General features: G+C 72.0%; 23 protein-coding genes. 13 read left to right on the top strand and 10 right to left on the bottom strand.

Features of this window, described 5'->3' with window-relative positions; all coding sequences use genetic code 11:
- Window positions 1-18 precede the first annotated feature (18 nt).
- Complete coding sequence (locus tag ACF1BH_RS02995) at window positions 19-744, bottom strand: isocitrate lyase/phosphoenolpyruvate mutase family protein (protein ID WP_391640615.1); 726 nt, start codon at window positions 742-744, stop codon at window positions 19-21.
- 46 nt (window positions 745-790) lie between these two features.
- On the bottom strand, window positions 791-1270 hold the full coding sequence (locus tag ACF1BH_RS02990; protein ID WP_391640614.1) for a carboxymuconolactone decarboxylase family protein: 480 nt from the start codon (window positions 1268-1270) through the stop codon (window positions 791-793).
- A gap of 47 nt (window positions 1271-1317) precedes the next feature.
- On the opposite strand from ACF1BH_RS02990, the gene ACF1BH_RS02985 reads away from it, so the two are divergent.
- The 5 genes from ACF1BH_RS02985 to ACF1BH_RS02965 all read left to right on the top strand — a co-directional run bounded on the left by ACF1BH_RS02985 (window position 1318) and on the right by ACF1BH_RS02965 (window position 6441).
- Window positions 1318-2772 carry a PLP-dependent aminotransferase family protein gene (locus tag ACF1BH_RS02985; RefSeq protein ID WP_391640613.1) on the top strand — a complete coding sequence of 485 codons (1455 nt, stop codon included), beginning with the start codon at window positions 1318-1320 and terminating at the stop codon, window positions 2770-2772.
- Between the two features lie 42 nt (window positions 2773-2814).
- Complete coding sequence (locus tag ACF1BH_RS02980) at window positions 2815-3189, top strand: hypothetical protein (RefSeq protein ID WP_391640612.1); 375 nt, start codon at window positions 2815-2817, stop codon at window positions 3187-3189.
- Between the two features lie 7 nt (window positions 3190-3196).
- Complete coding sequence (locus ACF1BH_RS02975) at window positions 3197-4387, top strand: glutathionylspermidine synthase family protein (RefSeq protein WP_391640611.1); 1191 nt, start codon at window positions 3197-3199, stop codon at window positions 4385-4387.
- A gap of 226 nt (window positions 4388-4613) precedes the next feature.
- Window positions 4614-5627, top strand: a complete 1014-nt coding sequence (trpS, locus tag ACF1BH_RS02970) for a tryptophan--tRNA ligase (RefSeq protein WP_391640610.1) — start codon at window positions 4614-4616, stop codon at window positions 5625-5627.
- Window positions 5628-5859: 232 nt separating this feature from the next.
- Window positions 5860-6441, top strand: coding sequence for a 2'-5' RNA ligase family protein (locus ACF1BH_RS02965; RefSeq protein ID WP_391640609.1), 582 nt, complete (start codon window positions 5860-5862; stop codon window positions 6439-6441).
- 106 nt (window positions 6442-6547) lie between these two features.
- On the opposite strand, the gene ACF1BH_RS02960 is transcribed toward ACF1BH_RS02965, so the two are convergent.
- Window positions 6548-7303: a decaprenylphospho-beta-D-erythro-pentofuranosid-2-ulose 2-reductase gene (locus ACF1BH_RS02960; RefSeq protein WP_391640608.1), complete on the bottom strand. Its 756-nt coding sequence runs from the start codon at window positions 7301-7303 to the stop codon at window positions 6548-6550.
- A gap of 191 nt (window positions 7304-7494) precedes the next feature.
- On the opposite strand from ACF1BH_RS02960, the gene ACF1BH_RS02955 reads away from it, so the two are divergent.
- Window positions 7495-8508 carry a YihY/virulence factor BrkB family protein gene (locus ACF1BH_RS02955; protein WP_391640607.1) on the top strand — a complete coding sequence of 338 codons (1014 nt, stop codon included), beginning with the start codon at window positions 7495-7497 and terminating at the stop codon, window positions 8506-8508.
- Between the two features lie 158 nt (window positions 8509-8666).
- On the opposite strand, the gene ACF1BH_RS02950 is transcribed toward ACF1BH_RS02955, so the two are convergent.
- Both ACF1BH_RS02950 and ACF1BH_RS02945 read right to left on the bottom strand, forming a co-directional pair.
- Window positions 8667-10139 carry a D-alanyl-D-alanine carboxypeptidase gene (locus ACF1BH_RS02950; protein ID WP_391640606.1) on the bottom strand — a complete coding sequence of 491 codons (1473 nt, stop codon included), beginning with the start codon at window positions 10137-10139 and terminating at the stop codon, window positions 8667-8669.
- Between the two features lie 242 nt (window positions 10140-10381).
- Window positions 10382-10633, bottom strand: a complete 252-nt coding sequence (locus tag ACF1BH_RS02945) for an SCO4848 family membrane protein (RefSeq protein ID WP_391640605.1) — start codon at window positions 10631-10633, stop codon at window positions 10382-10384.
- Between the two features lie 383 nt (window positions 10634-11016).
- On the opposite strand from ACF1BH_RS02945, the gene ACF1BH_RS02940 reads away from it, so the two are divergent.
- From ACF1BH_RS02940 to ACF1BH_RS02925, 4 genes are all read left to right on the top strand, one after another.
- Complete coding sequence (locus ACF1BH_RS02940) at window positions 11017-11328, top strand: hypothetical protein (RefSeq protein WP_391640604.1); 312 nt, start codon at window positions 11017-11019, stop codon at window positions 11326-11328.
- 58 nt (window positions 11329-11386) lie between these two features.
- Complete coding sequence (locus ACF1BH_RS02935; protein WP_391640603.1) at window positions 11387-12718, top strand: hypothetical protein; 1332 nt, start codon at window positions 11387-11389, stop codon at window positions 12716-12718.
- A gap of 119 nt (window positions 12719-12837) precedes the next feature.
- Window positions 12838-14022 (top strand): S8 family serine peptidase, encoded by a 1185-nt coding sequence (locus ACF1BH_RS02930; RefSeq protein ID WP_391640602.1) that lies wholly within the window; start codon window positions 12838-12840, stop codon window positions 14020-14022.
- A gap of 186 nt (window positions 14023-14208) precedes the next feature.
- The gene (locus tag ACF1BH_RS02925) at window positions 14209-14730 is read left to right on the top strand and encodes an FBP domain-containing protein (RefSeq protein WP_391640601.1); all 522 of its coding nucleotides are present in this window, start codon (window positions 14209-14211) and stop codon (window positions 14728-14730) included.
- Window positions 14731-14994: 264 nt separating this feature from the next.
- On the opposite strand, the gene ACF1BH_RS02920 is transcribed toward ACF1BH_RS02925, so the two are convergent.
- From ACF1BH_RS02920 to ACF1BH_RS02900, 5 genes are all read right to left on the bottom strand, one after another.
- Window positions 14995-15768, bottom strand: a complete 774-nt coding sequence (locus ACF1BH_RS02920; protein WP_030284601.1) for a succinate dehydrogenase iron-sulfur subunit — start codon at window positions 15766-15768, stop codon at window positions 14995-14997.
- The gene (gene sdhA / locus ACF1BH_RS02915) at window positions 15768-17522 is read right to left on the bottom strand and encodes a succinate dehydrogenase flavoprotein subunit (RefSeq protein WP_391640600.1); all 1755 of its coding nucleotides are present in this window, start codon (window positions 17520-17522) and stop codon (window positions 15768-15770) included. The genes ACF1BH_RS02920 and sdhA overlap by 1 nt, the downstream gene beginning before the upstream one ends.
- A 20-nt stretch (window positions 17523-17542) precedes the next feature.
- Window positions 17543-18016 carry a succinate dehydrogenase hydrophobic membrane anchor subunit gene (locus tag ACF1BH_RS02910; protein WP_391640599.1) on the bottom strand — a complete coding sequence of 158 codons (474 nt, stop codon included), beginning with the start codon at window positions 18014-18016 and terminating at the stop codon, window positions 17543-17545.
- A 9-nt stretch (window positions 18017-18025) separates the two neighbouring features.
- Window positions 18026-18406, bottom strand: coding sequence for a succinate dehydrogenase, cytochrome b556 subunit (sdhC, locus tag ACF1BH_RS02905; RefSeq protein WP_037678497.1), 381 nt, complete (start codon window positions 18404-18406; stop codon window positions 18026-18028).
- A gap of 181 nt (window positions 18407-18587) precedes the next feature.
- Complete coding sequence (locus tag ACF1BH_RS02900) at window positions 18588-19061, bottom strand: 2-oxo-4-hydroxy-4-carboxy-5-ureidoimidazoline decarboxylase (protein ID WP_391640598.1); 474 nt, start codon at window positions 19059-19061, stop codon at window positions 18588-18590.
- Between the two features lie 645 nt (window positions 19062-19706).
- Here ACF1BH_RS02900 and ACF1BH_RS02895 point away from each other — a divergent pair.
- The 3 genes from ACF1BH_RS02895 (at window position 19707) to ACF1BH_RS02885 (ending at window position 23748) form a co-directional block, all read left to right on the top strand.
- Entirely contained in the window at window positions 19707-21476 is a 1770-nt protein-coding gene (locus ACF1BH_RS02895; protein WP_391640597.1) for a glycoside hydrolase family 20 protein, read from the top strand.
- Between the two features lie 506 nt (window positions 21477-21982).
- Window positions 21983-22762 carry an RNA polymerase sigma factor gene (locus ACF1BH_RS02890; protein WP_391640596.1) on the top strand — a complete coding sequence of 260 codons (780 nt, stop codon included), beginning with the start codon at window positions 21983-21985 and terminating at the stop codon, window positions 22760-22762.
- On the top strand, window positions 22762-23748 hold the full coding sequence (locus ACF1BH_RS02885) for a hypothetical protein (protein ID WP_391640595.1): 987 nt from the start codon (window positions 22762-22764) through the stop codon (window positions 23746-23748). Before ACF1BH_RS02890 ends, ACF1BH_RS02885 begins: the two co-directional genes overlap by 1 nt.
- The last annotated feature ends 206 nt before the right edge of the window (window positions 23749-23954 follow it).

Genomic DNA, 23954 nt, shown 5'->3' with positions numbered 1-23954 from the left:
GCCCTCGTCATTCCCCGGTCATTCCCCGCCCCGCAGTTCCCGCGCCTCGGCGGCGGCCGAGGCCATCGCCCGGCGCTGCTGCCAGGGCCCGAACGTGATCCGGGCGGCGCCGAGCGCGCCCCACTCGGCCGGCGACGGCCCGTCGGGCGCGGCCAGCGCGTTGAGCGGCAGCCCGATCCCCTCGGTCAGCGCCGCCAGCTCCGCCGGGGGCGCCGCGATCGGGTAGACGCAGTCCGCCCCGGCCGCGGCGTAGAGCCGCCCGCGCCGCACCGTCTCCGCCACCCCGCCCGAGCCGCGGACGTAGGTGTCCACCCGGGCGTTGAGCACCAGCGCGTCGCCCGCCTCGGCGCGGACCGCCGCCAGCCGCTCGGCCTGGCGCTCCGCGTCGACGAGCCCGCCGGACGCGCGGTCGCCGTCCTCCAGGTTGCAGCCGACCGCCCCCGCCTCGGCCAGCCGCGCCACCAGCTCCCGGGCGCCGAGCCCGTATCCGTCCTCCACGTCCGCCGTGACGGGGACGTCCACCGCGCGGACGATCCGGCCGATCGCGGCGAACATCTCGTCCGGCGGCACGTCGCCGTCGGCGTAGCCGAGGGCGGCGGCCACCCCGGCGCTGGGCGTGGCGAGCGCGGGGAACCCGGCGTCGGCGAAGACCTTCGCGCTCGCGGCGTCCCACGGGCCCGGCAGCACCAGCGGCAGCCCGGGCCCGTGGTGCAGCGCGCGCAGCGCGGCGGCGCCGGTCAGCACGGGGCTCCGCACGGACGGGCGGACGTCAACGCCGGGGCCACCGGATTCACCCCTGGCCCGGGGCCAGTCGGGTGGTCACCGCGATGCGGTTCCACGCGTTGATGGTGATGATCAGCGAGATCAGCTGGGCGATCTCGGCCTCCTCGAAGTGCGCCGCGGCCCGTGCGTAGACCGCGTCCGGCACGAAACCGTCGGTCAGGACGGTCACCGCCTCGGTCAGCGCCAGCGCCGCCTGCTCCTTCTCGGTGAAGAATCCGGCCGCCTCCTCCCAGGCGCTGAGGAGGTAGATCCGCTCCTCGCTCTCGCCGTTCTTCCGGGCGTCCTTGGTGTGCATGTCCAGGCAGAACGCGCAGTGGTTGAGCTGCGAGGCGCGGATCTTGACCAGCTCGGCCAGGGCCGGGTCGATGCCCTTACGGGACGCCGCGTCCAGCGCGATCATGGACTTGTAGAACTCGGGGGCCAGCTCCGCCATCCGCAGCCGGGGGGTGTGCGCGGTCGCGTGCTTCGTGGTGTCGTTCGTCGTCATGCCACCGAATCTACGGCCACAGTGGCACCCGCGTATGGTCCACTTCCATGGACAATTCCTGGGCCACTTCCTGGGACGCCTTCGGCCGCGACCTCCATCTGGACCTCGCCGGACCGGGCGGCCTGCGGGCCGGTCTGATACGGGCGCTGCGCGAGGCGGCCCGCACCGGACGGCTCGCCCCCGGCACCCGCCTGCCCTCCTCCCGCACCCTCGCCGCCGACCTCGGCATCGCCCGCAACACCGTCGCCGAGGCGTACGCGGACCTCGTCGCCGAGGGCTGGCTCAGCGCCCGCCAGGGCTCCGGCACCCGGATAGCCGACCGCACCCCGCCCCGCCCGGCGCCCGCCCGCCGCACCCCGCCGTCCGGCCGCCCGGCGCCCCGCTTCGACCTCACCCCGGGCACCCCGGACGTCTCCGCCTTCCCCCGCGCCGCCTGGCTCGCCGCCGCCCGCCGCGCGCTGAACGCCGCCCCCAACGACGCGCTCGGCTACGGCACCCCGCAGGGCCGCCCCGAGCTGCGGGCGGTCCTCGCCGACTACCTCGCCCGGGTCCGCGGCGTCCGCGCCGACCCGGACCGCATCGTGATCTGCGCCGGATTCATGCAGGGCCTCGCCCTCGTCGCCCGCGCCCTGACCGCCGTCGCCGGGGGCCCGGCCGCCCCCGCCGTCGCCACCGAGGGCTACGGCCTCGGCCTCCACCGCGACGTGCTCGCCCGCGCCGGACTGCGCACCGTCCCCCTCACCGTCGACGCCCTCGGCGCCCGCACCGCCGAACTCGCCTCGTACGACGGGGTGTCGGCGGCGCTGCTCACCCCGGCGCACCAGTTCCCCACCGGCGTCCCGCTCCACCCCGACCGCCGCGCCGCCGCCCTCGACTGGGCCGTGGCGCACGACGGCTGGATCCTGGAGGACGACTACGACGGCGAGTTCCGCTACGACCGGCAGCCGGTCGGCGCGCTCCAGGGCCTCGACCCTGACCGGGTGGTCTACCTGGGCACCGCGAGCAAGAGCCTCGCCCCGGCGCTGCGGCTGGCGTGGCTGGTGCTGCCCGACCGCCTCGTCGACCCGGTCCTCGCGGTCAAGAGCGGCGGGGAATGGCAGTCCGGCGCCCTCGACCAGCTCACCCTCGCGGAGTTCCTGACCGGCGGCGGGTACGACCGTCATGTGCGCGGCTCGCGGCAGCGCTACCGTCGGCGCCGCGACCGCCTCGTGGCCGCCCTCGCCGAGCACGCCCCGCACATCGAGGTCTCCGGCATCGCCGCCGGACTCCACGCCGTCCTCGAACTCCCGCCCGGCACCGAGCAGTCCATGATCGAGGCGGCTCGTTGGCAGGGCCTGGCGCTGAACGGCCTGCACGCTTTCCGCGATCCGGCGGCCCGTACGATGCCCGCCCGCGACGGTCTCGTCGTCCCGTACGGCAGACCCCCGGAACACGCCTTCGGCGGCGCCCTGGAGGCCCTGCTGCGGGCCCTGCCCCCTGACCCCGACGCGACCACCGTCTAGGGTTGGCATGTTCCTGCAACTGCTCCACGGGGGAGACGGAAGATGGCCGAAAAAGCACACCGGCGGCTGCGCTCGGGCACGGTGATCCTCGGCGGTATGGGCGTCCTCGCGGCGACGCTGACCGCCTGTGGCTCGGAGCCCGACAAGCGCTGCGTCGACCGCAACAGCTACGACGCCGCCCGCGGCTACCGCGTCGTCGACGCCAAGTTCTGCCGCTCCGGCAGCGAGACCTCGTCCCACTACGGCACGGGCAACCGCCGCACCGGCAAGCAGCCCGTCAAGGGCCAGTGGTACTACGGCGGTTCCGGCAAGTCCGGCTCCTACGCGGGCGACGGCTCGTTCAGCAAGGGCGGCTCGGTCAGCCGCGGCGGCTTCGGCCACTCCGGCTCCGGCCACTCCGGCTCCAGCGGCGGGTGAACGCAGCGTGGAGCGCCACACCCTCACCCCGCGCCCCGGCTGGCAGCAGACCGTCGAGGCACAGGGGCTGATCTACCCGCTCACCCGCCACCCGGACGGTGAGCTGCGCCCGTACTGGGACGAGAGCGCGTACTACTCCTTCACGCTGCCCGAGGTCGAGGCACTGGAGGAGACGGTCGAGGAACTGCACACGATGTGCCTGGCCGCCGCCGAGCACCTCGTCACCCACGGCCGCCTCGCCGACCTCGGCATCCACGACCCGCGCGTCGCCGAGCTGATCTGCGAGTCCTGGCACCGCCGCGCCGAACTCCCCTCCCTCTACGGCCGGTTCGACCTGCACTACGACGGCACGGGACCGGCGAAGATGCTGGAGTACAACGCCGACACGCCGACCTCGCTGGTGGAGGCGGCGAGCCCGCAGTGGTTCTGGATGGAGGAGCGCTTCCCCGGCGCCGACCAGTGGAACTCCCTCCACGAACGCCTCGTCGACGCCTGGAAACGCCAGGCCCCGCTGCTGCCGCCCGGCGCCCCGCTGCACTTCGCGCACTCCGCCGGGGACGAGCTGGGCGAGGACCTGATGACCGTCGCCTACCTGGAGGAGACCGCGCGCCAGGCGGGCCTGGAGACCGTCGCGATCCCCGTCGAGGAGATCGGCTGGGACGGCCTGACCGGCCGCTTCGTCGACCAGCGGCTGCGCTTCATCCGCGCCTGCTTCAAGCTCTACCCCTGGGAGTGGCTGACCACCGACGCCTTCGGCCCGCACGTCCTGGACACCCTCGACAACGGCGGCGGCACCGGCACCACGCTCTGGATCGAACCGGTCTGGAAGATGCTGCTCTCCAACAAGGCGCTGCTCGCCATCCTCTGGGAGCTGTACCCGGGCCACCCCCACCTCCTCCCCGCCTACCTCGACGGCCCCCGCGAACTGGCCGGCACGACCGGCTACGCCGCCAAGCCGCTGCTGGGCCGCGAGGGCGAGGGCGTCACCCTCCACCCGCCCGGCGCCCCGGCGGCGCCCCGCGACCCCGAAGACCGCTGCTGCTACCAGCAGTTGGCGCCGCTCCCGGACTTCGACGGCAACCGCACCGTCCTCGGCGCCTGGGTCGTCGAGAACGAGGCGGCCGGTCTGGGCATCCGCGAATCCTCCGGGCCGATCACGGACGAGTACGCGCGGTTCCTGCCGCACGTCATCCGCTGAGGCGCACCGGCGACGCGCCGGGGGCGGGCCGGGCCCGGGGCGGGACGCCCCCGGCACCGGGCCGGGCCCGCTCCTTCCGCGCCCCGCGCCGCCGCGCTCCCGGGCGCGCCCCGCGGTCCCCGGGGCGCGCCCCCGCGCCCGCCGCCCGGAGCCGCGCGCCCCGGGTGCCGCCGCCCGCCGCCGACCTCGCGCGGGAGAGTTTCCCGGACCTGAGACAATCGACGGTATGGCTCACGATCTCCCGCGGGTGCTCTCCGGCATCCAGCCCACCGCAGGCTCGTTCCACCTCGGCAACTACCTCGGTGCCGTCCGCCAGTGGGTGGCGCTCCAGGAGTCCCACGACGCCTTCTACATGGTCGTCGACCTGCACGCGATCACCGTCCCGCAGGACCCCGCCACGCTGCGGCAGAACACCCGCGTCGCCGTGGCGCAGCTGCTCGCCGCCGGGCTCGACCCCGAGAAGTGCACCCTCTTCGTGCAGAGCCATGTGCCCGAGCACGCGCAGCTCGGCTGGGTGATGAACTGCGTCACCGGCTTCGGTGAGGCGTCCCGGATGACGCAGTTCAAGGACAAGTCCGCCAAGCAGGGCCAGGACCGCACCACCGTGGGTCTGTTCACCTACCCGGTGCTGATGGTCGCGGACATCCTGCTCTACCAGGCCGACCAGGTCCCGGTCGGTGAGGACCAGCGCCAGCACCTGGAGCTGACCCGCGACCTCGCGGACCGCTTCAACACCCGCTTCGGCGACACCTTCACGGTCCCCAACCCGTACATCGTCAAGGAGACCGCGAAGATCTTCGATCTTCAGGAGCCGTCGATCAAGATGAGCAAGTCGGCGTCCTCGCCGAAGGGCATCATCGACCTGCTCGACGACCCGAAGGCCACCGCGAAGAAGATCAAGAGCGCCGTGACGGACACCGACACCGTCATCCGCTTCGACCGCGAGGCCAAGCCCGGCGTCTCCAACCTCCTCACCATCCTCTCCACCCTCACCGGCACCGGCATCCCCGAGCTGGAGAAGGAGTACGAGGGCAAGATGTACGGCGCCCTCAAGACCGACCTGGCGGGCGTCATGGTCGACTTCGTCACACCGTTCCGGGACCGTACGCAGGCCTACCTCGACGACCCGGCGACGCTCGACGCACTCCTCGCGAAGGGCGCCGAGAAGGCCCGCGCGGTGGCCGCCGAGACCCTGGCCACCGCCTATGACCGGCTGGGATTCCTCCCCGCCGCTCGCTGACCGGCACCCGCCGGGCCGGCCGGACACCGGCCCGGCGGCCCCCGGACGGACCACCGAAGCGGCCCCGCCGGCCGCTCCGCCCCGCCTGCCCGGGGCCCGCACCGCCGCCGCGCGGTGCCCACACGCGTCACACTGGTCACGGTGCGACGCCTCGGACGAAGCGGCGCACCCCGTCGTGCGGCCCCCTGCGGGGCGGCCGTCGGCACAGCGCACACAGTGGAGGGAGAACGCAGTGGGGACCGTAACGCTGGGCGTTTCGATCGCGGTCCCGGAGCCTTACGGCAGCTACCTCCAAAGGCAGCGCGAGGGCTTCGGTGACTCCGCCGCACAGGGCATCCCCACCCACATCACCCTGCTGCCACCGACCGAGGTGGACCGGGACGCGCTGCCCGCCGTGGAGCGGCACCTCGCCGAGGTCGCCGCGGGCTGCCGCCCCTTCCCGCTGCGCCTGGAGGGCACCGACACCTTCCGCCCGCTGTCGCCCGTCGTCTTCGTGAAGGTCGCCGAGGGCGAGGAGGGCTGCGCCGCCCTCCAGGCCCGCGTCCGCGCCGCCGACGGCCCCTGTGCCCGCGAACTGCAGTTCCCGTACCACCCGCACGTCACCGTCGCCCACCACCTCGACGACGCCGCGATGGACCGCGCCCAGCGCGAACTCCGCGACTTCCGCGCCACCTGGACCATCGGCGGCTTCGCCCTCTACGAACAGGGCGCCGACGCCGTCTGGCGCCTGGAACGCGAATACCCCTTCGGCCCCCGTACCGCGACCGTCCCCCGCCAGGCGGACCTCACGCGACCGCCGGCCCCGTCCTGCTGACGGGCCGTACAACGGCCGTACGGCGGCGACGGCGGGGCGCCGTGATCATTCCCCCGCCCCGGGCCCGTGGCGGGCGGACAGCCGCGCTCCCGGCCCGTTCCGGCGCCTACAGCGCCAGCCGCCGGAACGTCCGCCGCGGCACATGCCGCAGCGCCGCCATCACATACCGCAGCTTCCCCGGCACCCACACCACCTCCGAGCGGCGGCGCAGACCCTCCTCGACCGCCTCGGCGACCTCCTCCGGCGTGGTCACCAGCGGCGCCGCCGGCAGCTCCGGCGTCATCCGCGTCCGCACCCGGCCCGGCCGCACCACCATGACGTGCACCCCCGACCCGTGCAGCGCGTCGCCGAGCCCCTGCGCGAACGCGTCGAGACCCGCCTTGCTCGACCCGTAGAGGAAGTCCGAACGCCGGGCCCGCTCGGACGACGCCGAGGAGAGCACGACCAGCGAGCCGCCCCCCTGGAGCCGCAGTTCCTGGCCGCAGATGAGGGCGGCGGAGACGGCGCCGGTGTAGTTGGTCTGCGCGAGCCGGACCGCGTGCCGGGCGTCGCGTTCGTCGCGCGGCTGGTCCCCGAGCACACCGAACGCCAGCAGCACCAGGTCCAGCTCGCCCTCGGCGAAGACCGCCTCCAGCGTCTCCCGGTGACTGCCCGTCTCCAGCGCGTCGAACGCGACGGTCCGCACCTCCGCGCCGTAGGTCCGCAGCCGGTCCGCCGCCTCCTCCAGCCCCGGTGACGGCCGCCCGGCCAGCCAGATCGTCCGGGTGCGGCGGGCGGCCAGCCGCTCCGCGGTGGCCAGGGCGATCTCGGAGGTCCCGCCGAGCACCAGCAGCGACCGCGGGCTCCCACAGGCGTCGTTCATGCCGCGACCGTAGACGGTGTGACATCCCTACTAGTCCTCCGAACCGCCCGCCCCGACCACGTCTCGCCCGAACGGGTGGCCGCCTCCGTACGACGGACCGGACCCGGCACCCGTACCCACCGGATTCCGGGGTACGCGGAGGCTAAGGTTCCGGATCACCCGGCCCGACGACGTGCGACGAGGGGAACGCCATGGACTGGCTGAGCAGGCTGCCGCTGATCGGACCGGCGGTGACCTGGCTGATGACCACTCACCTGTGGCGCGCCTGGACCCGGATACAGCGGGTGCACTGGACCCGGCTGGCCGCCGCGATCACCTTCACCAGCTTCGTCGCGCTCTTCCCGCTGATCACCGTCGGCGCCGCGATCGGCGCCACCGTCCTCAGCAAGAGCCAACTCCACTCCCTGGAGACCCGGCTCGCCGCCCAGATCCCCGGCATCTCCGGCCAACTCGACCTGGGCGCACTGGTCGACAACGCCGGAACCGTCGGCCTGATCGCGGGTGCCGCCCTGCTCTTCACCGGCATCGGCTGGATCCAGGCGCTCCGCGACTGCCTGCGCGCCGTCTGGGAGAGGGCGGACGACGACACCAACTTCTTCCTCGGCAAGCTCCGCGACGGCGCCGTCCTCATCGGTCTCGGCGGCGTCGCCCTGCTCTCCGTCGCCTGCTCCGTCTTCGCCACCGCCGCCGTCGGCCGGGCCGCCCACAGCGTGGGCCTGGGCGGGGGCGGCGCCGGCGGCGCCCTGCTGACCGCCGCCGGCTTCTGCATCGCCGTCCTGGCCGACTTCCTGCTGCTGGTCTACGTCCTGACCCGACTGCCCGGCGTCCACCCACCGCGCCGCGCCGTCGTGACCGCCGGCCTCATCGGCGCCATCGGCTTCGAACTCCTGAAACTCCTGCTCAGCGGCTACCTCCAGGGCGTCGCCTCCAAGAGCATGTACGGCGCCTTCGGCACCCCCATCGCCCTCCTCCTCTGGATCAACTTCACCGCCAAGCTGCTGGTCTTCTGCGCGGCGTGGACAGCCACGCAGAACCCGGAGGCTGAGCCGAGTGAGCCCGCCGATCCGGCTGGGCCGGCCGATCCGGCCGATCCGGCCGATCCGGCCGAGCCAGTCGAGCCAGTCGAACCGGTCGACGCACGGCCGGTGGGCGGGGCGGAGGACGGTGGAGGGGGAAGTTCTCGGGGCGGTGAGGGGAAGCGTTAAATCCGCTGGCCCGGCGGGTAGTTGGCCCGCAAGGGGGCCGCCGAACCCTTACGGGATGCGCCCTACGGGATGCGCCCTACGGGATGCGCCCTACGGGACGGTCCCCACGGGCCCGCCTCAGCTGACGGCCCTGACCCCGATCCCGACCCCGCCCCACTTCACCGGCGCCGCCGCGCCTCACGCCGTACCGCCTCCGGCAACGGCCGGCGACGGCGCACCACGAGGGCCACCGCCCCCACCACGACCAGCGCACCGCCGGCCACCCCGACCGCCGTCCACGCCCCGCCCGACGAATCGGTCGCCTCCAGCGCGGAGGGGTCCTGGCCCTTCCCGGACTTGCCGTCGTCGCCGGCGGCGCCGTGGTGCCCGGCGGCCGACGCGTCGCCCTCCTCGCTCCGCGGCCCGACCAGCCGCCCGACCGGCTCGACCTTGCCCGCCGCCTCGAAACCCCAGTCGAAGAGCGCCGCGGTCTCCTTGTACGACTCGTTGGGCTCCTCCTTCGACGGATTCATGAGGGTGACCAGCAGCTTGCGCGCCCCGTGCTGGGCGACGGCGGTGAGGGTGTTCCCGGCGTGCGTCGTGTAGCCGTTCTTCACCCCGGCGATCCCCGGGTACGGCTGGAGGCCGGGAGCGCCGGTGAGCAGCCGGTTGGTGTTCTGGATCCCGAACGTCTCCCGCTTGCCGCCCTTGCCCTTGTCTCCGGGGAACTGCGCGGTCGCCGTCGCGCAGTACTCCCGGAAGTCGGCGTTCTGCAGCCCGGCACGCGCGAACAGGCTCAGGTCGTACGCGCTGGAGACCTGGCCCGGCGCGTCGTAGCCGTCCGGCGTGACCACATGGGTGTCGACGGCGTTCAGGTCCTTGGCCCGCTGCCGCATCTCCGCGACCGTCGCCTCCGTACCGCCGTTCATCGCCGAGAGCGTGTGCACCGCGTCGTTGCCGGACCGCAGGAAGACCCCCAGCCACAGGTCGTGGACGGTGTACGTCAGGTTCTCCTTTATCCCGACCAGGCTGCTGCCCGCGCCCATCCCCTCCAGATCCGCCGGCTTGACCGTGTACTTCTCGCCCTTGGGGAACTTCGGCAGAACCGTATCGGCGAACAGCATCTTCAACGTGCTGGCCGGCGGCAGCTGCCAGTGCGGATTCTTCGCCGCCAGCACCTCACCGGACTCCGCGTCGGACACGATCCACGACCGCGCCGAGATCCCCCTCGGCACCTTCGGCGCCCCGTCCTTCAGCTGCACCTGCACACCCGGCACGCCCAGCCGCTCACCCCCCACCCGCGACATCACCGCAGGTGGCGCCGGATCCTTCGGCTGCTTCTCCCCGCCACCGTCCGCGGCGTACGCGGTACCGCCGGCCACCACGGGCGGTACCAGCAGCGCGGACAGGGCGAGCGCGGAGACGGCACGGCGCCCACGCGGGGCAGGGACACGGGGCGCGGCGGCGGGCGCCGTACGGGGGCCCGGGACCGCACCGCCCGGGGCTCCGTCCGGGGAGCCACCGGGGGCGGACACGGCGCCCCTGCGGAAGGCCCCACGAGGCGCGGGCGAGGGAACCGAGGAGGAGAACATCATCGACACGCTCGCGAACGTACCCGCCACCCCTGCTCCACCGCCCGCCACCCTGCGCATTCTTGCCCCGGTACGGGCCGTCGCGACGTTCTCCCGCCCCGGGCCCCGGCCCTCGTCCGCCCCGGGGCGCTCAAACCGGCTCACTGGATCACCTTCCGCGGTCACTCGACACAAGACGGCGACCAGGCGGAAGGACAGGCCGGACCGGTGCCGCCGCTGTCGCCTCCCTGTTGGATGACGCGGACGCCCGCCGGGTTGCGCCCCCTCGCCATCCGAAGGCGCGCCGCAACGGTCCCGGACCGCTATGCGTTCTCCCGAAGCCGCGCATGTGCCCGTACCCCACGGAAACCGATCACACCGATCGCCGTTCCCAGAAGGAAAGAAGTAATCGCCAACACGAGATGCACCCAGAAATACCCGGTCGGATTCCCCGCCCCGTCAAAGGCGAGCCCACTGGCATCCTTGACCAGGTTCTTGGCAAAGGTGACCCACACCACCCAGGACCACACACCGAAGGCGAGCAGGAACCACGAAACGGAACGGCTGAGCTTCATGAATAAGCTCCTTTACTAAGGCGAAGGGACTTCCAGTATCCCGCCCTCGCCCCGCGCTTTGCCGTCGAGGTGTCGACGGGGGGCGACGGATGCGGCCTCCCTGCCTCCAGATCCCCACTTCGCCACCGGAGAAGCCGAGTTGGCAGGCGCCTTCGGCGTGGGGCGCCGTGCGCTTGCCCTGATGTACCGACCGTGCGGAAGGTTGCCTCGACTTGGTAACAACACCTCTACGGAGCGTGGCACCATCTGGCACTAAATCGGACACATCAGGACTTTCGATGTTGCCCGAGCGGGCCCTAACTCCCTAGTATTGACACTCTTTACGCTGCCCTTAGAGAAGCTCGGCGGGGCGCGAAATGCAGGACAACGGGGGAGTGGTCACGGTGGGCGAGAAGTTTCAAGTCGATCTCGACGAGCTGGACGGAGTCGTGCGCCGGCTCAAGCACCTGCAGGCCGACATGGACGAGCCGAACCAGAAGATCAAATACAGCACGACGATCCCCAAGTCGGCGTTCGGCATCGACTTCGACGAAGCTCATGAGATCAGCAGTGCGCACGACGAGATGCAGAACTACATGACACAGGTCATCACCGCCCTCCAGGACCTCATCCGGGACTTCGGCGGGAAAGCCGAGCGCAGCCATGGTGCATACGCCGACCAGGAGCAAGAGACGAAGACATCGATGAGTAGCTGACCTCGGCGAGGGCAGCTGTATCGGCGATGACCAGGGGGAGAAGATCATGCCGGGCCCGATGGACAACGACGGCAACAAGGCGTACGCGAAGCAGATCGATGAGAAGCACCGCACCGAGGGGATGAAGCAGTTCGACGGGTACAAGCCCGTCAAGAAGTCCAGTTCGGACTTCCATCACCACGGCATCAACGCGTTGCGGAAGATGGTGGAGAGTGCTTCTCCGGAGGCTCTGGAGCGGTCCGGCGACCATTGGCGGGCATCGGCCGACCGGCTCGCGGGCCAGGACGGCCGAGGCGGGATCCGAAAGGCATTCGTCGATGCAGTGGAGCACGCTTCGCAGCACTGGCGCGGCACGGCCGCCGACGCGTTCCGGCGCGAGGCGGGCAAGGTCCTGGTGAAGATCGACCGCACCTACGGCCACGCCCGCAACGTCGAGGCCATGCTCATCGGAAGCCGGGCCATGGGGCCTGAGTACGGTGTCGCCCACAGCTTGCGTGAGGCCAAGAAGACCATGGCCAAGATCAAGGATCCGGGCAAGGTCGAGAGCGCGTTCAACTCTTCGGGTGACGACTCCCAGTTCCACAAGGACATGGCGAACCCCAAGATGGACGCCAAGATGGCCCTTGAACTCAACCGTGACAAGCTCTCGTTGAGTAAGGAACGCCAGGTCGAAGCGGTCATCGTGATGGAAGAACTGGCCGCGAACTACCGCGGGCACCAGAACCAGTTCAACCCCGGCGAGCCCCCCGGCCCCGGGAGCGATTGGCCCACCCCTCCCACGGATTACAAGCCCCATCAGCCCGTCAACATGCCGACGATCGGAGGCGATCACCCGCGTGTGACCACGGCGACGCCCCATGGTTCGGGCAGCGGCATCCGGCGCGACGGTTTGGGGAACATCAAGTCGCTCGGACCGTCGCCCACCACCGGCCTTGACGGAGTCCAGGGCGGCACCTTGACACCTGCCCCCGGAAACGCCGGCGGCACCTTCGGATCAGGTCATGGCGGCGGCGGTGCCACCACCGGCGGCGGCTCCGGCGGGGCCGTGCCTGTGGGATTCATGCCGGGAATGGCCGGTGGCGTAGGGGGAGCCATGCGGCTCGGCCCTGGTGCCGGACGTTCAGGGATACCGGGTGCGGGAAGTGGCGCCCCGCGCGTCCCCGGCGGCGCGAAGGGCAAGCCCGGCGGCCCGGCCGGCGGCCTGAAGCAGGGCGGCGCCGGTCTGCACCGCAGCCGCGGCGGAGCCCAGGGCGGCGCGGGCATGGGCGGTGCCGCGGGCAAGGGGAAGAAAGACAAGAAGCGTGAAGGCAAGGAGCGTCCCGACTACCTTGTCGAGGACGAAGAGACGTGGACCTCGCAGCGTAATGTGGCGCCCCGCGTGATCGAGTAGCAGGAGACGACGGCTCCGGCGGACCTGCCGGTGCTCAGAGGTGCCCCGCACGGCCTGGTGCGGGGCACCTTCGCAGGCGGTCGGCTGCCGCCCGGGACGAAGCAAGTGAGGAGCAAGGCATGAGGGTCACACGTACCCTTCGCGCGACCGTTGGTGCTGCGCTGACCGGAGCGCTTTTCCTCGGCACCGGTGGGTGGGCCGCTGCGGACGAGCACGGCAACAGTCAGTGGCCGCTCACTGCCTTTGAAGCGGCGAACATCCATGAGCAGGCCACGGGCAAGGGCGTCACGGTGGCCGTCATCGACGCGGGCTTCCACTTGGAACAGCAGGACCTCACCGGGAAGTTCCTTCCGCTGAAGAAGTTCAGCGGAGGTGTCGAAGGTCAGACGCAGGTGCTGCCGGGCGAGGATGTGCGGACGCACGGCACCAGCATGTCGGCCCTCATCGCGGGGCACGGACATGGAGCAGGCGGCCAACAGGGCCTGCGCGGTCTGGCGCCGGATGCCAAGATCCTTCCGCTGGAAGAGCACAACGCGGTTCCTGAGGCGGTGCGTTACGCGGCTGACCACGGAGCGGACGTCGTCAACATGTCCATCGGTGTCTCCAAACACGTTCCGGACATGTGCGAGTCGGTGCACTACGCGGTGGAGAAGGGCGTGGTCGTGGTTGCGGCGGTCGGCAACGACGCCCTGCCCAAGAAGAACTATCCTGCGGCCTGCCCCGGCGTGATCGGTGTGGGCGCGGTGGACGAGAGCGGCACGGCCTGGGACGGCGGTAACTTCAACTCCACCGTGGATCTCCTGGCCCCGGGAGTGGATGCGCCCGTCCTCGGCGGCGACAGCTCGAGCTACGGCAAGTCCAGTGGTACCTCCATTTCCTCCGCCTACGTCTCCGCGTCCGCCGCGCTTCTCAGGGAGAAGTTCCCGGACCTCACGCCGGGGCAGATCGCCAACCGCCTGGTGAAGACCGCCGGACTGCCGGCGTCGGTGGAGAAGAACGGACTCAAGCTCCCTGACGCCCACTACGGCTACGGCTTCATCAAGCCGCTGGTGGCGCTGACGAAGGACATCCCCGCCGGCCCCGCCGCCGGCCCGCTCCCCATGCCGGAGGGGAAGGCGTCGAAGACGCCGGTTGTCGCCGGGGCGGACAAGGGGCAGGATCCCGACCCGCCGATGGGTGGGAAGCAGGCGGTGCTGCTGTACGGCGGTATCGGGTTGGGTGTGGTGATCGTGCTCGGTGTGATCATCGGTGGTGTGGCCCTTGCGCGGCGTAAGGGGAACGCGGGTGGTCAGTCCTGGGGCTGAGGCCCGGAGCGACTGCAGCGGACACGGCCGAGGCCGCCGCCCGACATCGGGTGGCGGCCTCGGCCGTTGTGCGGGTGGGCGGCGGCTCGGTCCGGGCGTGGGGTGTGGCGAGGGCCCCCGTGGCGTGGGACGGGGGCGGAGAAAACCGGACGACACGCCCGGGGGGTCGCTGTTACGTTCCTGGTCATGGACCCCGTAGGTGAAAAAGAGATCCGTGCGTCGTTCGTGAACTGCTCGAAGGGGGAGGCGAGCAGGATCAATCTGCCCCGGGAGCTGGGAGAGCTGCCGTGGGAGGACCTCGACTTCCTCGGGTGGCGGGACCAGGGGGCGCCGGACCGGAGCTATCTGGTGGTGCCGCGGGCGGACGGGCTGGTGGGGGTCACGCTGCGGGTGCCGCAGGGGGTGCGGCGGAGCTTCACGAAGACGACGGTCTGCTCGGTGTGCCTCACGGGGCACCCCGGCTCCGGCGTCAGTCTGCTCGCCGCCCGCCGCGCGGGCGCCTCCGGGCGGGAGGGGAACACCGTGGGCGCCTATTTCTGCGCCGACCTCGCCTGTTCGCTGTACGTCCGCGGGAAGAAGCGTTCGCAGCTCGCCGCGCGGTACGAGGAGGCGCTGCCGGTCGAGGAGCGGATCGCGCGGATGACGCGGAATCTGGACGAGTTCCTGGAGAAGGTGACGGCGGGCGCGTCGGCGGCCCGCAGGCGGTAGCCGGGCCGGGCGCACGCTCACCCACTCACCCGACCGCCACCGCCCTCGGCATGGCTGCCGCGCGACGACACCGCCCTCGGCATGGCTGCCGCACGACGTCACCGCCCTCGGCATGGCTGCCGCGCGACGACACCGCCGGGCCGCGCGCCTGTCGCCTCACCCGACCTACGACGTGAAGAACCCCGCATCCGGGAATCCGGATGCGGGGTTCTTCCTGTGAAGCCCGGGCCTTCAGCCACGGTGTGGCGTCCGGCTCGTGAGGGGTCAGAAGCGCCGGGTGATCAGCGCTCGCTTGACCTCCTGGATGGCCTTGGTGACCTCGATACCGCGCGGGCAGGCGTCCGTGCAGTTGAAGGTCGTACGGCAGCGCCAGACGCCGTCCTTGTCGTTGAGGATTTCGAGACGCTGCTCGCCACCCTCGTCACGGCTGTCGAAGATGAAGCGGTGCGCGTTGACGATCGCGGCGGGGCCGAAGTACTGACCGTCGTTCCAGAACACCGGGCAGGACGACGTGCACGCGGCGCACAGGATGCACTTGGTGGTGTCGTCGAAGCGCTCGCGGTCCTCGGGGGACTGCAGGCGCTCGCGGGTCGGCTCGTTGCCCTTGGTGATCAGGAAGGGCATCACATCGCGGTACGCCTGGAAGAACGGCTCCATGTCCACGACCAGGTCCTTGAGGACCGTCAGGCCCTTTATGGCCTCGATCGTGATCGGCTTCTGCGGGTTGATGTCCTTGATCAGCGTCTTGCACGCCAGGCGGTTCTTGCCGTTGATGCGCATGGCGTCGGAACCGCAGATGCCGTGGGCGCAGGAACGGCGGAACGTCAGGGTGCCGTCCTGGTCCCACTTGATCTTGTGGAGGGCGTCGAGGACACGCTCCTTCGGGTCGATGTCGAGCTCGAAGTCCTGCCAGCTCGCCTCCTCCGAGACCTCCGGGTTGAACCGGCGGATCCGGAAGGTGACCTTGATCGTGTGGGAAGCGGTGTTCTCGGCCGCGTCCAGCGCCGCGGAGTGCTTGTCGAGAGTCGGGGTGCTCATCAGTACTTACGCTCCATCGGCTGGTAGCGGGTCTGGACGACCGGCTTGTAGTCGAGACGGATCGACTCCTTGCCGTCCGCGCCGACCTCGCGGTACGCCATGGTGTGCCGCATGAAGTTGACGTCGTCGCGGTTCGGGAAGTCCTCGCGGTAGTGACCGCCGCGGGACTCCTTACGGGCCAGGGCGGAGACCGCCATGACCTCGGCCAGGTCGAGGAGGTTGCCCAGCTCGATGGCCTCCAGCAGGTCGGTGTTGAACCGCTTGCCCTTGTCCTGGATGGACACGTTCAGGTAGCGCTCACGCAGCTCGCCGATCTTCTCGACCGCGGTCTTGATCGTCTGCTCGGTGCGGAACACCATCACGTTGGCGTCCATGCACTCCTGCAGCTCCTTGCGGAGCTCGGTGACGCGCTCGGTGCCGGTGGAGTTCCGCAGCCGCTCGACCTGGTCGACGACCTGCTGCGCCGGGTCCTCGGGCAGCTCGACGAAGTCGTGGCCCGCGGAGTACTCGGCGGCGGCGATGCCCGCCCGGCGGCCGAACACGTTGATGTCCAGCAGCGAGTTGGTGCCCAGGCGGTTGGCGCCGTGCACGGAGACGCAGGCGACCTCGCCGGCGGCGTACAGGCCCGGGACGACGGTGGTGTTGTCCGAGAGGACCTCACCCTCGACGTTGGTCGGGATGCCGCCCATGGCGTAGTGCGCGGTCGGCTGGATCGGGATCGGGTCCGTGTAGGGCTCGATACCGAGGTAGGTCCGCGCGAACTCGGTGATGTCGGGCAGCTTGGCGTCCAGCTGCTCCGGCGGGAGGTGCGTGAGGTCGAGGTAGACGTGGTCGCCCTCGGGACCGCAGCCGCGGCCCTCGCGGATCTCCGTGTAGATGGAGCGCGAGACGACGTCACGCGAGGCGAGGTCCTTCATGACCGGCGCGTACTTCTCCATGAAGCGCTCGCCGTCCTTGTTGCGGAGGATGCCGCCCTCACCACGGGCGCCCTCCGTCAGCAGGATGCCCATGCGCCAGATGCCGGTCGGGTGGAACTGGAAGAACTCCATGTCCTCCAGCGGCAGCCCGCGGCGGTAGCAGGCGGCCTGGCCGTCACCGGTCAGCGTGTGGGCGTTCGACGTCACCTTGAAGAACTTGCCGGTGCCGCCCGAGGCGTAGATGACCGACTTCGCCTGGAAGACGTGGATCTCGCCGGTGGCCAGCTCGTAGGCGACGACGCCGGCGGACTTCTTGACGCCGTCCTCTTCGACGACCAGCTGGTCCAGGACGTAGAACTCGTTGAAGAACTCCACGCCCTCCTTGACGCAGTTCTGGTACAGCGTCTGGAGGATCATGTGGCCGGTGCGGTCGCCCGAGTAGCAGGCACGGCGGACCGGGGCCTCGCCGTGGTTGCGGGAGTGACCGCCGAACCGGCGCTGGTCGATCTCGCCCTTGGGCGTACGGCCGAACGGCAGGCCCATCTTCTCCAGGTCGAGAACGGCGTCGATGGCCTCCTTCGCCAGGATCTCGGCGGCGTCCTGGTCGACCAGGTAGTCGCCGCCCTTGATCGTGTCGAAGGTGTGCCACTCCCAGTTGTCCTCCTCGACGTTGGCCAGGGCGGCGGCCATGCCGCCCTGCGCCGCGCCGGTGTGGGAGCGGGTCGGGTAGAGCTTCGTCAGGACCGCGGTGCGGCTGCGCTTCGTCGATTCGATCGCCGCGCGCATGCCCGCGCCGCCGGCGCCGACGATGACGGTGTCGTACTTGTGGATCTTCATAGGTCTCGTCAGCCCCGGCGTTAGCGGATGTTCGGGTCGAAGGTGAAGATCACCAGCGTGCCCAGGAGGACGGTGAACACCGTGGCGGTGTACAGCAGCATCTTCAGCCAGAAGCGGGTGTTGTCCCGCTGGGCGTAGTCGTTGATGACCGTACGCAGGCCGTTGGCGCCGTGCAGCATCGCGAGCCACAGCATCAGGAGGTCCCAGACCTGCCAGAACGGCGAGGCCCAGCGGCCGGCCACGAAGGCGAAGCCGATCTTGGAGACGCCGCCGTCCAGCACCAGCTGGATCAGCAGGTGGCCGAGGACCAGGACGACCAGCACGATGCCGGACAGCCGCATGAAGAGCCAGCCGTACAGCTCGAAGTTGGTCCGCGTCGACTTCGGGGTCTTCCCGGTGCGCTTCCGGGGCGGCTCGATGACCGGTGCCGGGTTGTCCACGTCGTAGAGGGCGACGTCGGAGGCACCCGCGGGGGAGGTCGTTTCAGCAGACATCTCGCGTCATCAGCTCCCGAACAGCGTGCGCAGGGTGTGCTGCAGCACGGGGTAGAAGGCACCGGCCATGAGCACGACCCAGACGCCCACAACGGTCCACAGCATCTGCTTCTGGTACTTCGGGCCCTTGGACCAGAAGTCCACGGCGATGACGCGGAGACCGTTGAGTGCGTGGAAGAGGATCGCGGCGACGAGGCCGTACTCCAGCACATTGACGATGGGTGTCTTGTACGTCGCGACGACGTCGTCGTACGCCTCGGGCGAGACGCGGACGAGAGCGGTGTCGAGGACGTGCACGAACAGGAAGAAGAAGATGAGGACGCCAGTGACTCGGTGAGCCACCCAGGACCACATGCCTTCCCGGCCGCGGTACAGCGTTCCAGCCGGCACGGAAAAACCCTCCGGGAGCGGGGATTGGGGCCTGCCGGCTTCTCTGTCGGTCTGGCCCGGCCGGATACGGTCCACCGGCCCTGGTCATCGTAGCGACGCCTTGTCGGTTCATTGCCCCGGGGCCCTGCAGGTGTGATCAAACAGCCACCAACGGGCTATCACGCAAGAGCAAAACGGGATGTTATGGGCATCCCGTGATATAGCGTGCCAAACGCCCGCGAACCGTGCGGCGCAGCTCATCCGCGGCCACCGCCCGCTCCTCGTCCGGGTCGTGGCCCAGCCGGGTGCGGATACCGGCCAGCATCTGATCCAGGACCTCGTCCTCGCCGTAGCCGTCGAGGCAGATCACGAAGGCGTGGCGGAAGCGGCGCTCGTACTCGGCGTGGGCGGCGCGCAGCGCGGTGTGTGCGGCGAGGGTGCCCGGGCCGCGGGCGCCGAGCGGCGGCATGGGGGAGGCCGATTCGGCGGCCAGCGCCTCGTCCAGGTCGGCGGCGGAGAGGTCGTAGCAGCCCTCGTCGGAGGCGGCGAGCAGCGCGCCGAGGTCCGGATACGGCCGGTGCCGGGCCAGCCGCTGGGCCCAGCGGAGGCTTCCGCAGCAGGTCAGCAGCGCGGCCAGGGCGTCCTTGGGCGGCAGCGCGTTGAAGGTGGTGGGCACGGCGGTGTCCGAAAGCGGGGGCCGGGCGCCGTGGCTCTGCGAGGGTATGCGGCTCCAGGGCGCGCACGGCGGGCGCAGCATCGTCGGCCGGGCGGCCGGGGTGTCACCGGACAGCGGAGGCTCCTCGGGAGGATCGGACGAGCGGGGTGGTGCGGGCGGCCGGGGTGCGGCGGCTGACGGAGGCGGTGCGGGCTTCGGATCGCTGGCGCGGCGGCCGGGGCGTGTCATGGCGACGGAGGCGTCGGCCGGGGCCGTCCGGAGATCCGGACACCCTGCGCGCGGTGTGATGAACCGAAACGCCACCGTAACGACGCGGGATGGCCGCTGTCCGACGGATGCGCGAATTTCACCCGGATGAGAGAGGTTTTCCCTAGGACGTGTCCCTGATCTTCCGTCCGGTTCACGACGGGACGTCAGGGACACGCCCCAGGGACCGCCGCCGGCACGACGGGGCCCGCCCGCGGGCCCGTGCGCGGGCCCGTGCGCCGGGGGCGGCCCGCCGCGCCGGGCGGGCGCCGCCGCCGGGGCCCGCCCCCGGGAGACGGCGCCCCGGGACGCGGCGGGACCCGCGCTCCCCGTACCGGCGCGGCCGGCCGCGGGAGCCGCGGCACAGCGAGCAGAGAACCGAGCAGTGAGGAGCGCACGATGTCCTACCCGAGTCGGTCCGGACGCCCTGAACGGACGAAGGCGGCACCGGAGAATGCGCCGCCGGGCGCGCGGCGGCCGGGGAAGTGTCCGGTGCGGGCCGGCGGCCGGTCGCCGGTGGCCCGGGCGGCGCTGCCCGCCGTGCTGGTGGCCGCCGCGCTCACCCTGTCCGCCTGCTCCGACGCGGCGGACTCCCAGGCGCCGGGCGCCACCGGTCGCGGGGCGTCCCCGCTGCCCACCCCCTCCTGGCAGAAGGTCACCGGCCCCCCGCGCACCGTCCCCGCCGTACGGGACTTCCGGCCGGCCGACGGGCAGGGCTGGCGGCCGTCCAAGGGCGCCCGGATCGTGGTGCCCGCCGGGGAGAAGAGCACCGTCGCCGACGAGGCGCGGCTGCTCGGCCAGGATCTGGGCGGGATGCCCGTGGTCTGGGGCGACGAGCCGGTCCGCCCCGGGGACGTCGAGGTGAAGCTCGCCGGGACGAACGGCAAGGGGCTCCCGGAGCGGCCGGACAACGCGCCCACGGGCAACACCGCCGACGAGGCGTACACGCTGACCGCCCGCGGCTCCCGGCTCACCCTCGCCGCCCCCACCGACGCCGGCATCTTCTACGCCACCCGGACCGTCAAACAGGCGGTCCGCGCCGCCGGCGGGCTGCCGGAGGGCACGATCGAGGACCGGCCGGACCGGGCGCAGCGCGGGATGCTGCTGGACAACGCCCGCAAACCGTTCACCGCCAGCTGGATCGAGGACCGGATCCGGGAGCTGGGCGACCTCAAGCTCAACCAGTTCCAGCTGCACTTCTCCGACGACCAGGGCTTCCGCATCGAGAGCGACAGCCACCCGGAGATCGTTTCCAAGGAGCATCTGACCAAGGACGAGGTCCGCCGCATCCTGCGCCTCGCACACTCCCGCCACATCAGCGTCGTCCCCGAGATCGACTCGCCCGGACACCTCGGCGCCGTCCTCGACCACCACCCCGACCTCCAGCTGCGCAACGCGAGCGGGACGGTGCTGCGCGGCGCGATCGACATCTCCAAGCCCGCCGCCGGGAAGCTCATCGACGACCTGATCGGCGAGTACGGGAAGCTCTTCGAGGTGCCCAAGGGCGCCGCCGCCTACTGGCATCTGGGCGGCGACGAGTACCAGGCGCTGACGGTCTCCGACCCCGCCGCTTCCTACCCGGGCCTGGCGCAGGCCGCCCGGAAGAAGTACGGGGCGAACGGCACCATCGAGGACCTGGCGACCGGCTGGCTCAACGACCGGCAGCGCGCCGCCGAGAAGGCCGGGCGCGACCGGATCGAGGCGTGGAACGACGGCTTCTTCAAGGACACGCGCGTCCAGGCGGACAAGAACCGCACCGTCGGCTACTGGACCGGCAAGGAGATCGGCGCCAACGATCCGGCCACCTTCCTGCGTGAGGGCCGCAACGTGGTCAACCTCAACGACGAGTACCTCTACTACGTCCTCGGCGAGCCGAATCAGTTCACCTATCCGACCGGTGAGCGGATCTTCCGCGAGTGGACGCCCGCGGTGCTGCGCCACACCTCGCCCGTCGACGTCCCGGCGAGCATGACCACCCCGGACCGCATCCCGGGCGCCCGCTTCGCGATCTGGTGCGACCTGTCGCACGCCCAGACGCCGCAGCAGATCGCCCAGGGCATCCGGATGCCGCTGGCGGCGCTGTCGCAGAAGGTGTGGGATCCGCGGAAACCCTCGATGAGCTGGACGGACTTCAAGGAGCTGGCGACGAAGGTGGCCAGCAGGAGCTGAGAGACGGCCCCGGCGCGAACCCGCCCGGCGGGGCGCGCGGGACGGCCGGGGCCGCCACCCCCCACAGGAGAGGCCCCGGCCGTCGTTCGCGGGAGAGGCCCGTCGCGGACCCCTCAACCGATACAGCGCCGTACGCGCCAAAAGCGTCACAGGGGGTGCGGAAGGCCGCACCCCAGCGGTCTGGACGGCGGCCGGGCGAGGCCCGTAACGTGCCACTTCGCGCCGGTCGGCGCGCTTGTCGTACGTCTGCCGCGGCCGGAGCCGGGCCGCCGTCAACGGGGGGTTCGATGGATCGGTACGCGCGGTACGCGCAGTACGTCCCGGGCCGTCCGCGGCGGATTCCGGGCCCGCGGAGGACCGCGGTGATCAGCCGGTATACCGTCTGCGGGACCATCGGGGTTACCGGGGGTTCCGCCGCCGTCGCCGGAGGCGGCAGCCGGTAGCGGGCAGTGGGGCAGCAGCAAGGACCGGGCAGCGGAGATTCCGCACGTGACAGGAATGGACCCGTGCGAGGGGACGACACTCAGCCGGACGACACCCGGCTGACCGCTGCCGTGCAGGCGGCACAGGACGGCGACGAGGCGGCGTTCCGCGCGGTCTACCGTGCGGTGCACCCCAGGCTCCTCGGCTATGTGCGGACGCTGGTGGGCGAGGCGGACGCGGAGGACGTGGCGTCGGAGTCGTGGCTCCAGATCACCCGTGACCTGGGCCGGTTCAAGGGGGACGCCGACCGGTTCCGCGGCTGGGCGGCCCGGATCGCCCGTAACCGCGCCCTGGACCACATCCGGATGCGCGGCCGCCGCCCGGTGAGCGGCGGCGACGAGAGCGAACTCGTCGGCACCCCGGCACTCTCCGACACCGAGGGCGAGGCGCTCGCCGCCCTCGGCACCGGCCGCGCGCTGCGGCTGATCGCCGCGCTCCCGCAGGACCAGGCGGAGGCGGTGGTGCTGCGGGTCGTCGTCGGGCTGGACGCCAAGAGCACCGCGAAGGTCCTCGGCAAGCGGCCCGGCGCGGTGCGCACGGCCGCCCACCGCGGGCTGCGCCGCCTGGCCGAACTCCTCGGCGACCGGGCGGAGGGCGAGGACGGGGCGGAAGCGGGGCCCGTCACCGAGGGCGACGGCGCGGCGGACGGTGCCCCGGCCCGCCGGGCGCGGGGCGGACCGCGCGGGGGTGGTGGAACGATGGGCGGGGTCCCCGTACAGGGGCGAAGACGCCGTGACGGCGTGGCGGAATCGTACGTACCGGGTGTGACGGAAACGGCCGCGCGAACGCAGAAGGACATGTGATGGCCGACGACCGGTACAACTGGCTCGACAACGATGCCGCGGAGCGCCTGCTGCGCGGCGAGCCGGTCGGCACCACCGCACACGGCGCGCAGGAACTCGCCCGGTTGCTGGACGGCGCCGCCTCCGCCGGGCCGGACGCCGGGCCGCTGCCCGGGGAGGAAGCAGCCGTCGCCGCCTTCCGACGGGCCCACCCCGCCGAACCGTCCCGCCCGGCGGCCCGCGCCGGTCTCGCCCGGCCCTTCCGGCGCGGTCTCGCGGTGGCGCTGGCGGCCTGCGCGCTCGGCGGGGTGGCGGTCGCCGCCGGTACGGGCGTGCTGCCCAGCCCCTTCCGGCCCGGCCCCGATCCGGCCTCCAGCGTCTCCACGGACGTCAGCCCCGGCACCCTCGAATCCCCGGACCCCGGCACCACACTCCCCGGCTCGCCGGACGCGACGGCGGGGGAGCGGCCGACCGGCGACGCGACGGAATCCCCGACCCCGGACGCCTCGCACGGCACGACCACCCCGCCGCCGTCGGCCACCACCGGGAGCCCGGGCCGTGGGGCACCCGGTGTGCCCGGCAACGGCAAGAACGGTTCGGCGGAGCCGCGCGCGGTGGTGCTGGCGCTCTGCCGCGACTACGAGGCGGGCAAGCGCGGCGACATGGACCGCGAAACCCTCCAGCGTCTGGAGCGTGCCGCCGGGGGCCCGGCGAGGATCCACGCGTTCTGCCGCCGCTATCTCCAGCAGCAGGGCAGCGGCGGCGGCAGCGGCGGCGGCCAGGGCAGCGGCGGTGGCGGCGGCAACGGCAACGGTGACGGCGGCGCGGGCAGCGGCCAGGGCGGTGGCCACGGCGGCGACGAGGAGGGTGACGGACAACCGTCCACCGCACCCGAGCCCTCCGCACCCGGCGCCCCGGACCCCGTCCCCAGCTCCCCGGAGCCCTCGGACACCGTGACGGTGACGCCCTCCACCGGCGGGAACGGCACGGCTCCCGCTTCGGTGTGACGTTTTTGCGGCGCCCGGCGCAGTACTGAGTGAGCCGACTGGTCATCGGCGGCGCGCGGGCCGGGTTCCCCCCGTACCCAGGCACCTCGCGCACCTGGCGCGGGCGGGGCACGTTCCCCCGGCCCTGCCCGCGCCCCCCACTTCTCCCGCGCTCCGCGGACCTCTTCCCCTCGTGCCCGCGCCCGTCCGGCGTCGCCGTTCCGCGG

The organism is Streptomyces sp. NPDC014733 (assembly GCF_043083385.1).
Lineage (GTDB): Bacteria > Actinomycetota > Actinomycetes > Streptomycetales > Streptomycetaceae > Streptomyces.
The sequence above is the reverse complement of the archived record's forward strand: the minus strand, read 5'-3'. Positions and strand labels throughout refer to the sequence as shown.

Coding starts and splice junctions, on each gene's coding strand:
- ACF1BH_RS02990 (WP_391640614.1), bottom strand. CDS start 1,270: ATGACGACGAACGACACCACGAAGCACGCGACCGCGCACACCCCCCGG.
- ACF1BH_RS02985 (WP_391640613.1), top strand. CDS start 1,318: ATGGACAATTCCTGGGCCACTTCCTGGGACGCCTTCGGCCGCGACCTC.
- ACF1BH_RS02980 (WP_391640612.1), top strand. CDS start 2,815: ATGGCCGAAAAAGCACACCGGCGGCTGCGCTCGGGCACGGTGATCCTC.
- trpS (WP_391640610.1), top strand. CDS start 4,614: ATGGCTCACGATCTCCCGCGGGTGCTCTCCGGCATCCAGCCCACCGCA.
- ACF1BH_RS02960 (WP_391640608.1), bottom strand. CDS start 7,303: ATGAACGACGCCTGTGGGAGCCCGCGGTCGCTGCTGGTGCTCGGCGGG.
- ACF1BH_RS02955 (WP_391640607.1), top strand. CDS start 7,495: ATGGACTGGCTGAGCAGGCTGCCGCTGATCGGACCGGCGGTGACCTGG.
- ACF1BH_RS02950 (WP_391640606.1), bottom strand. CDS start 10,139: ATGCGCAGGGTGGCGGGCGGTGGAGCAGGGGTGGCGGGTACGTTCGCG.
- ACF1BH_RS02945 (WP_391640605.1), bottom strand. CDS start 10,633: ATGAAGCTCAGCCGTTCCGTTTCGTGGTTCCTGCTCGCCTTCGGTGTG.
- ACF1BH_RS02935 (WP_391640603.1), top strand. CDS start 11,387: ATGGACAACGACGGCAACAAGGCGTACGCGAAGCAGATCGATGAGAAG.
- ACF1BH_RS02930 (WP_391640602.1), top strand. CDS start 12,838: ATGAGGGTCACACGTACCCTTCGCGCGACCGTTGGTGCTGCGCTGACC.
- ACF1BH_RS02925 (WP_391640601.1), top strand. CDS start 14,209: ATGGACCCCGTAGGTGAAAAAGAGATCCGTGCGTCGTTCGTGAACTGC.
- ACF1BH_RS02920 (WP_030284601.1), bottom strand. CDS start 15,768: ATGAGCACCCCGACTCTCGACAAGCACTCCGCGGCGCTGGACGCGGCC.
- sdhA (WP_391640600.1), bottom strand. CDS start 17,522: ATGAAGATCCACAAGTACGACACCGTCATCGTCGGCGCCGGCGGCGCG.
- ACF1BH_RS02910 (WP_391640599.1), bottom strand. CDS start 18,016: ATGTCTGCTGAAACGACCTCCCCCGCGGGTGCCTCCGACGTCGCCCTC.
- ACF1BH_RS02895 (WP_391640597.1), top strand. CDS start 19,707: ATGTCCTACCCGAGTCGGTCCGGACGCCCTGAACGGACGAAGGCGGCA.
- ACF1BH_RS02885 (WP_391640595.1), top strand. CDS start 22,762: ATGGCCGACGACCGGTACAACTGGCTCGACAACGATGCCGCGGAGCGC.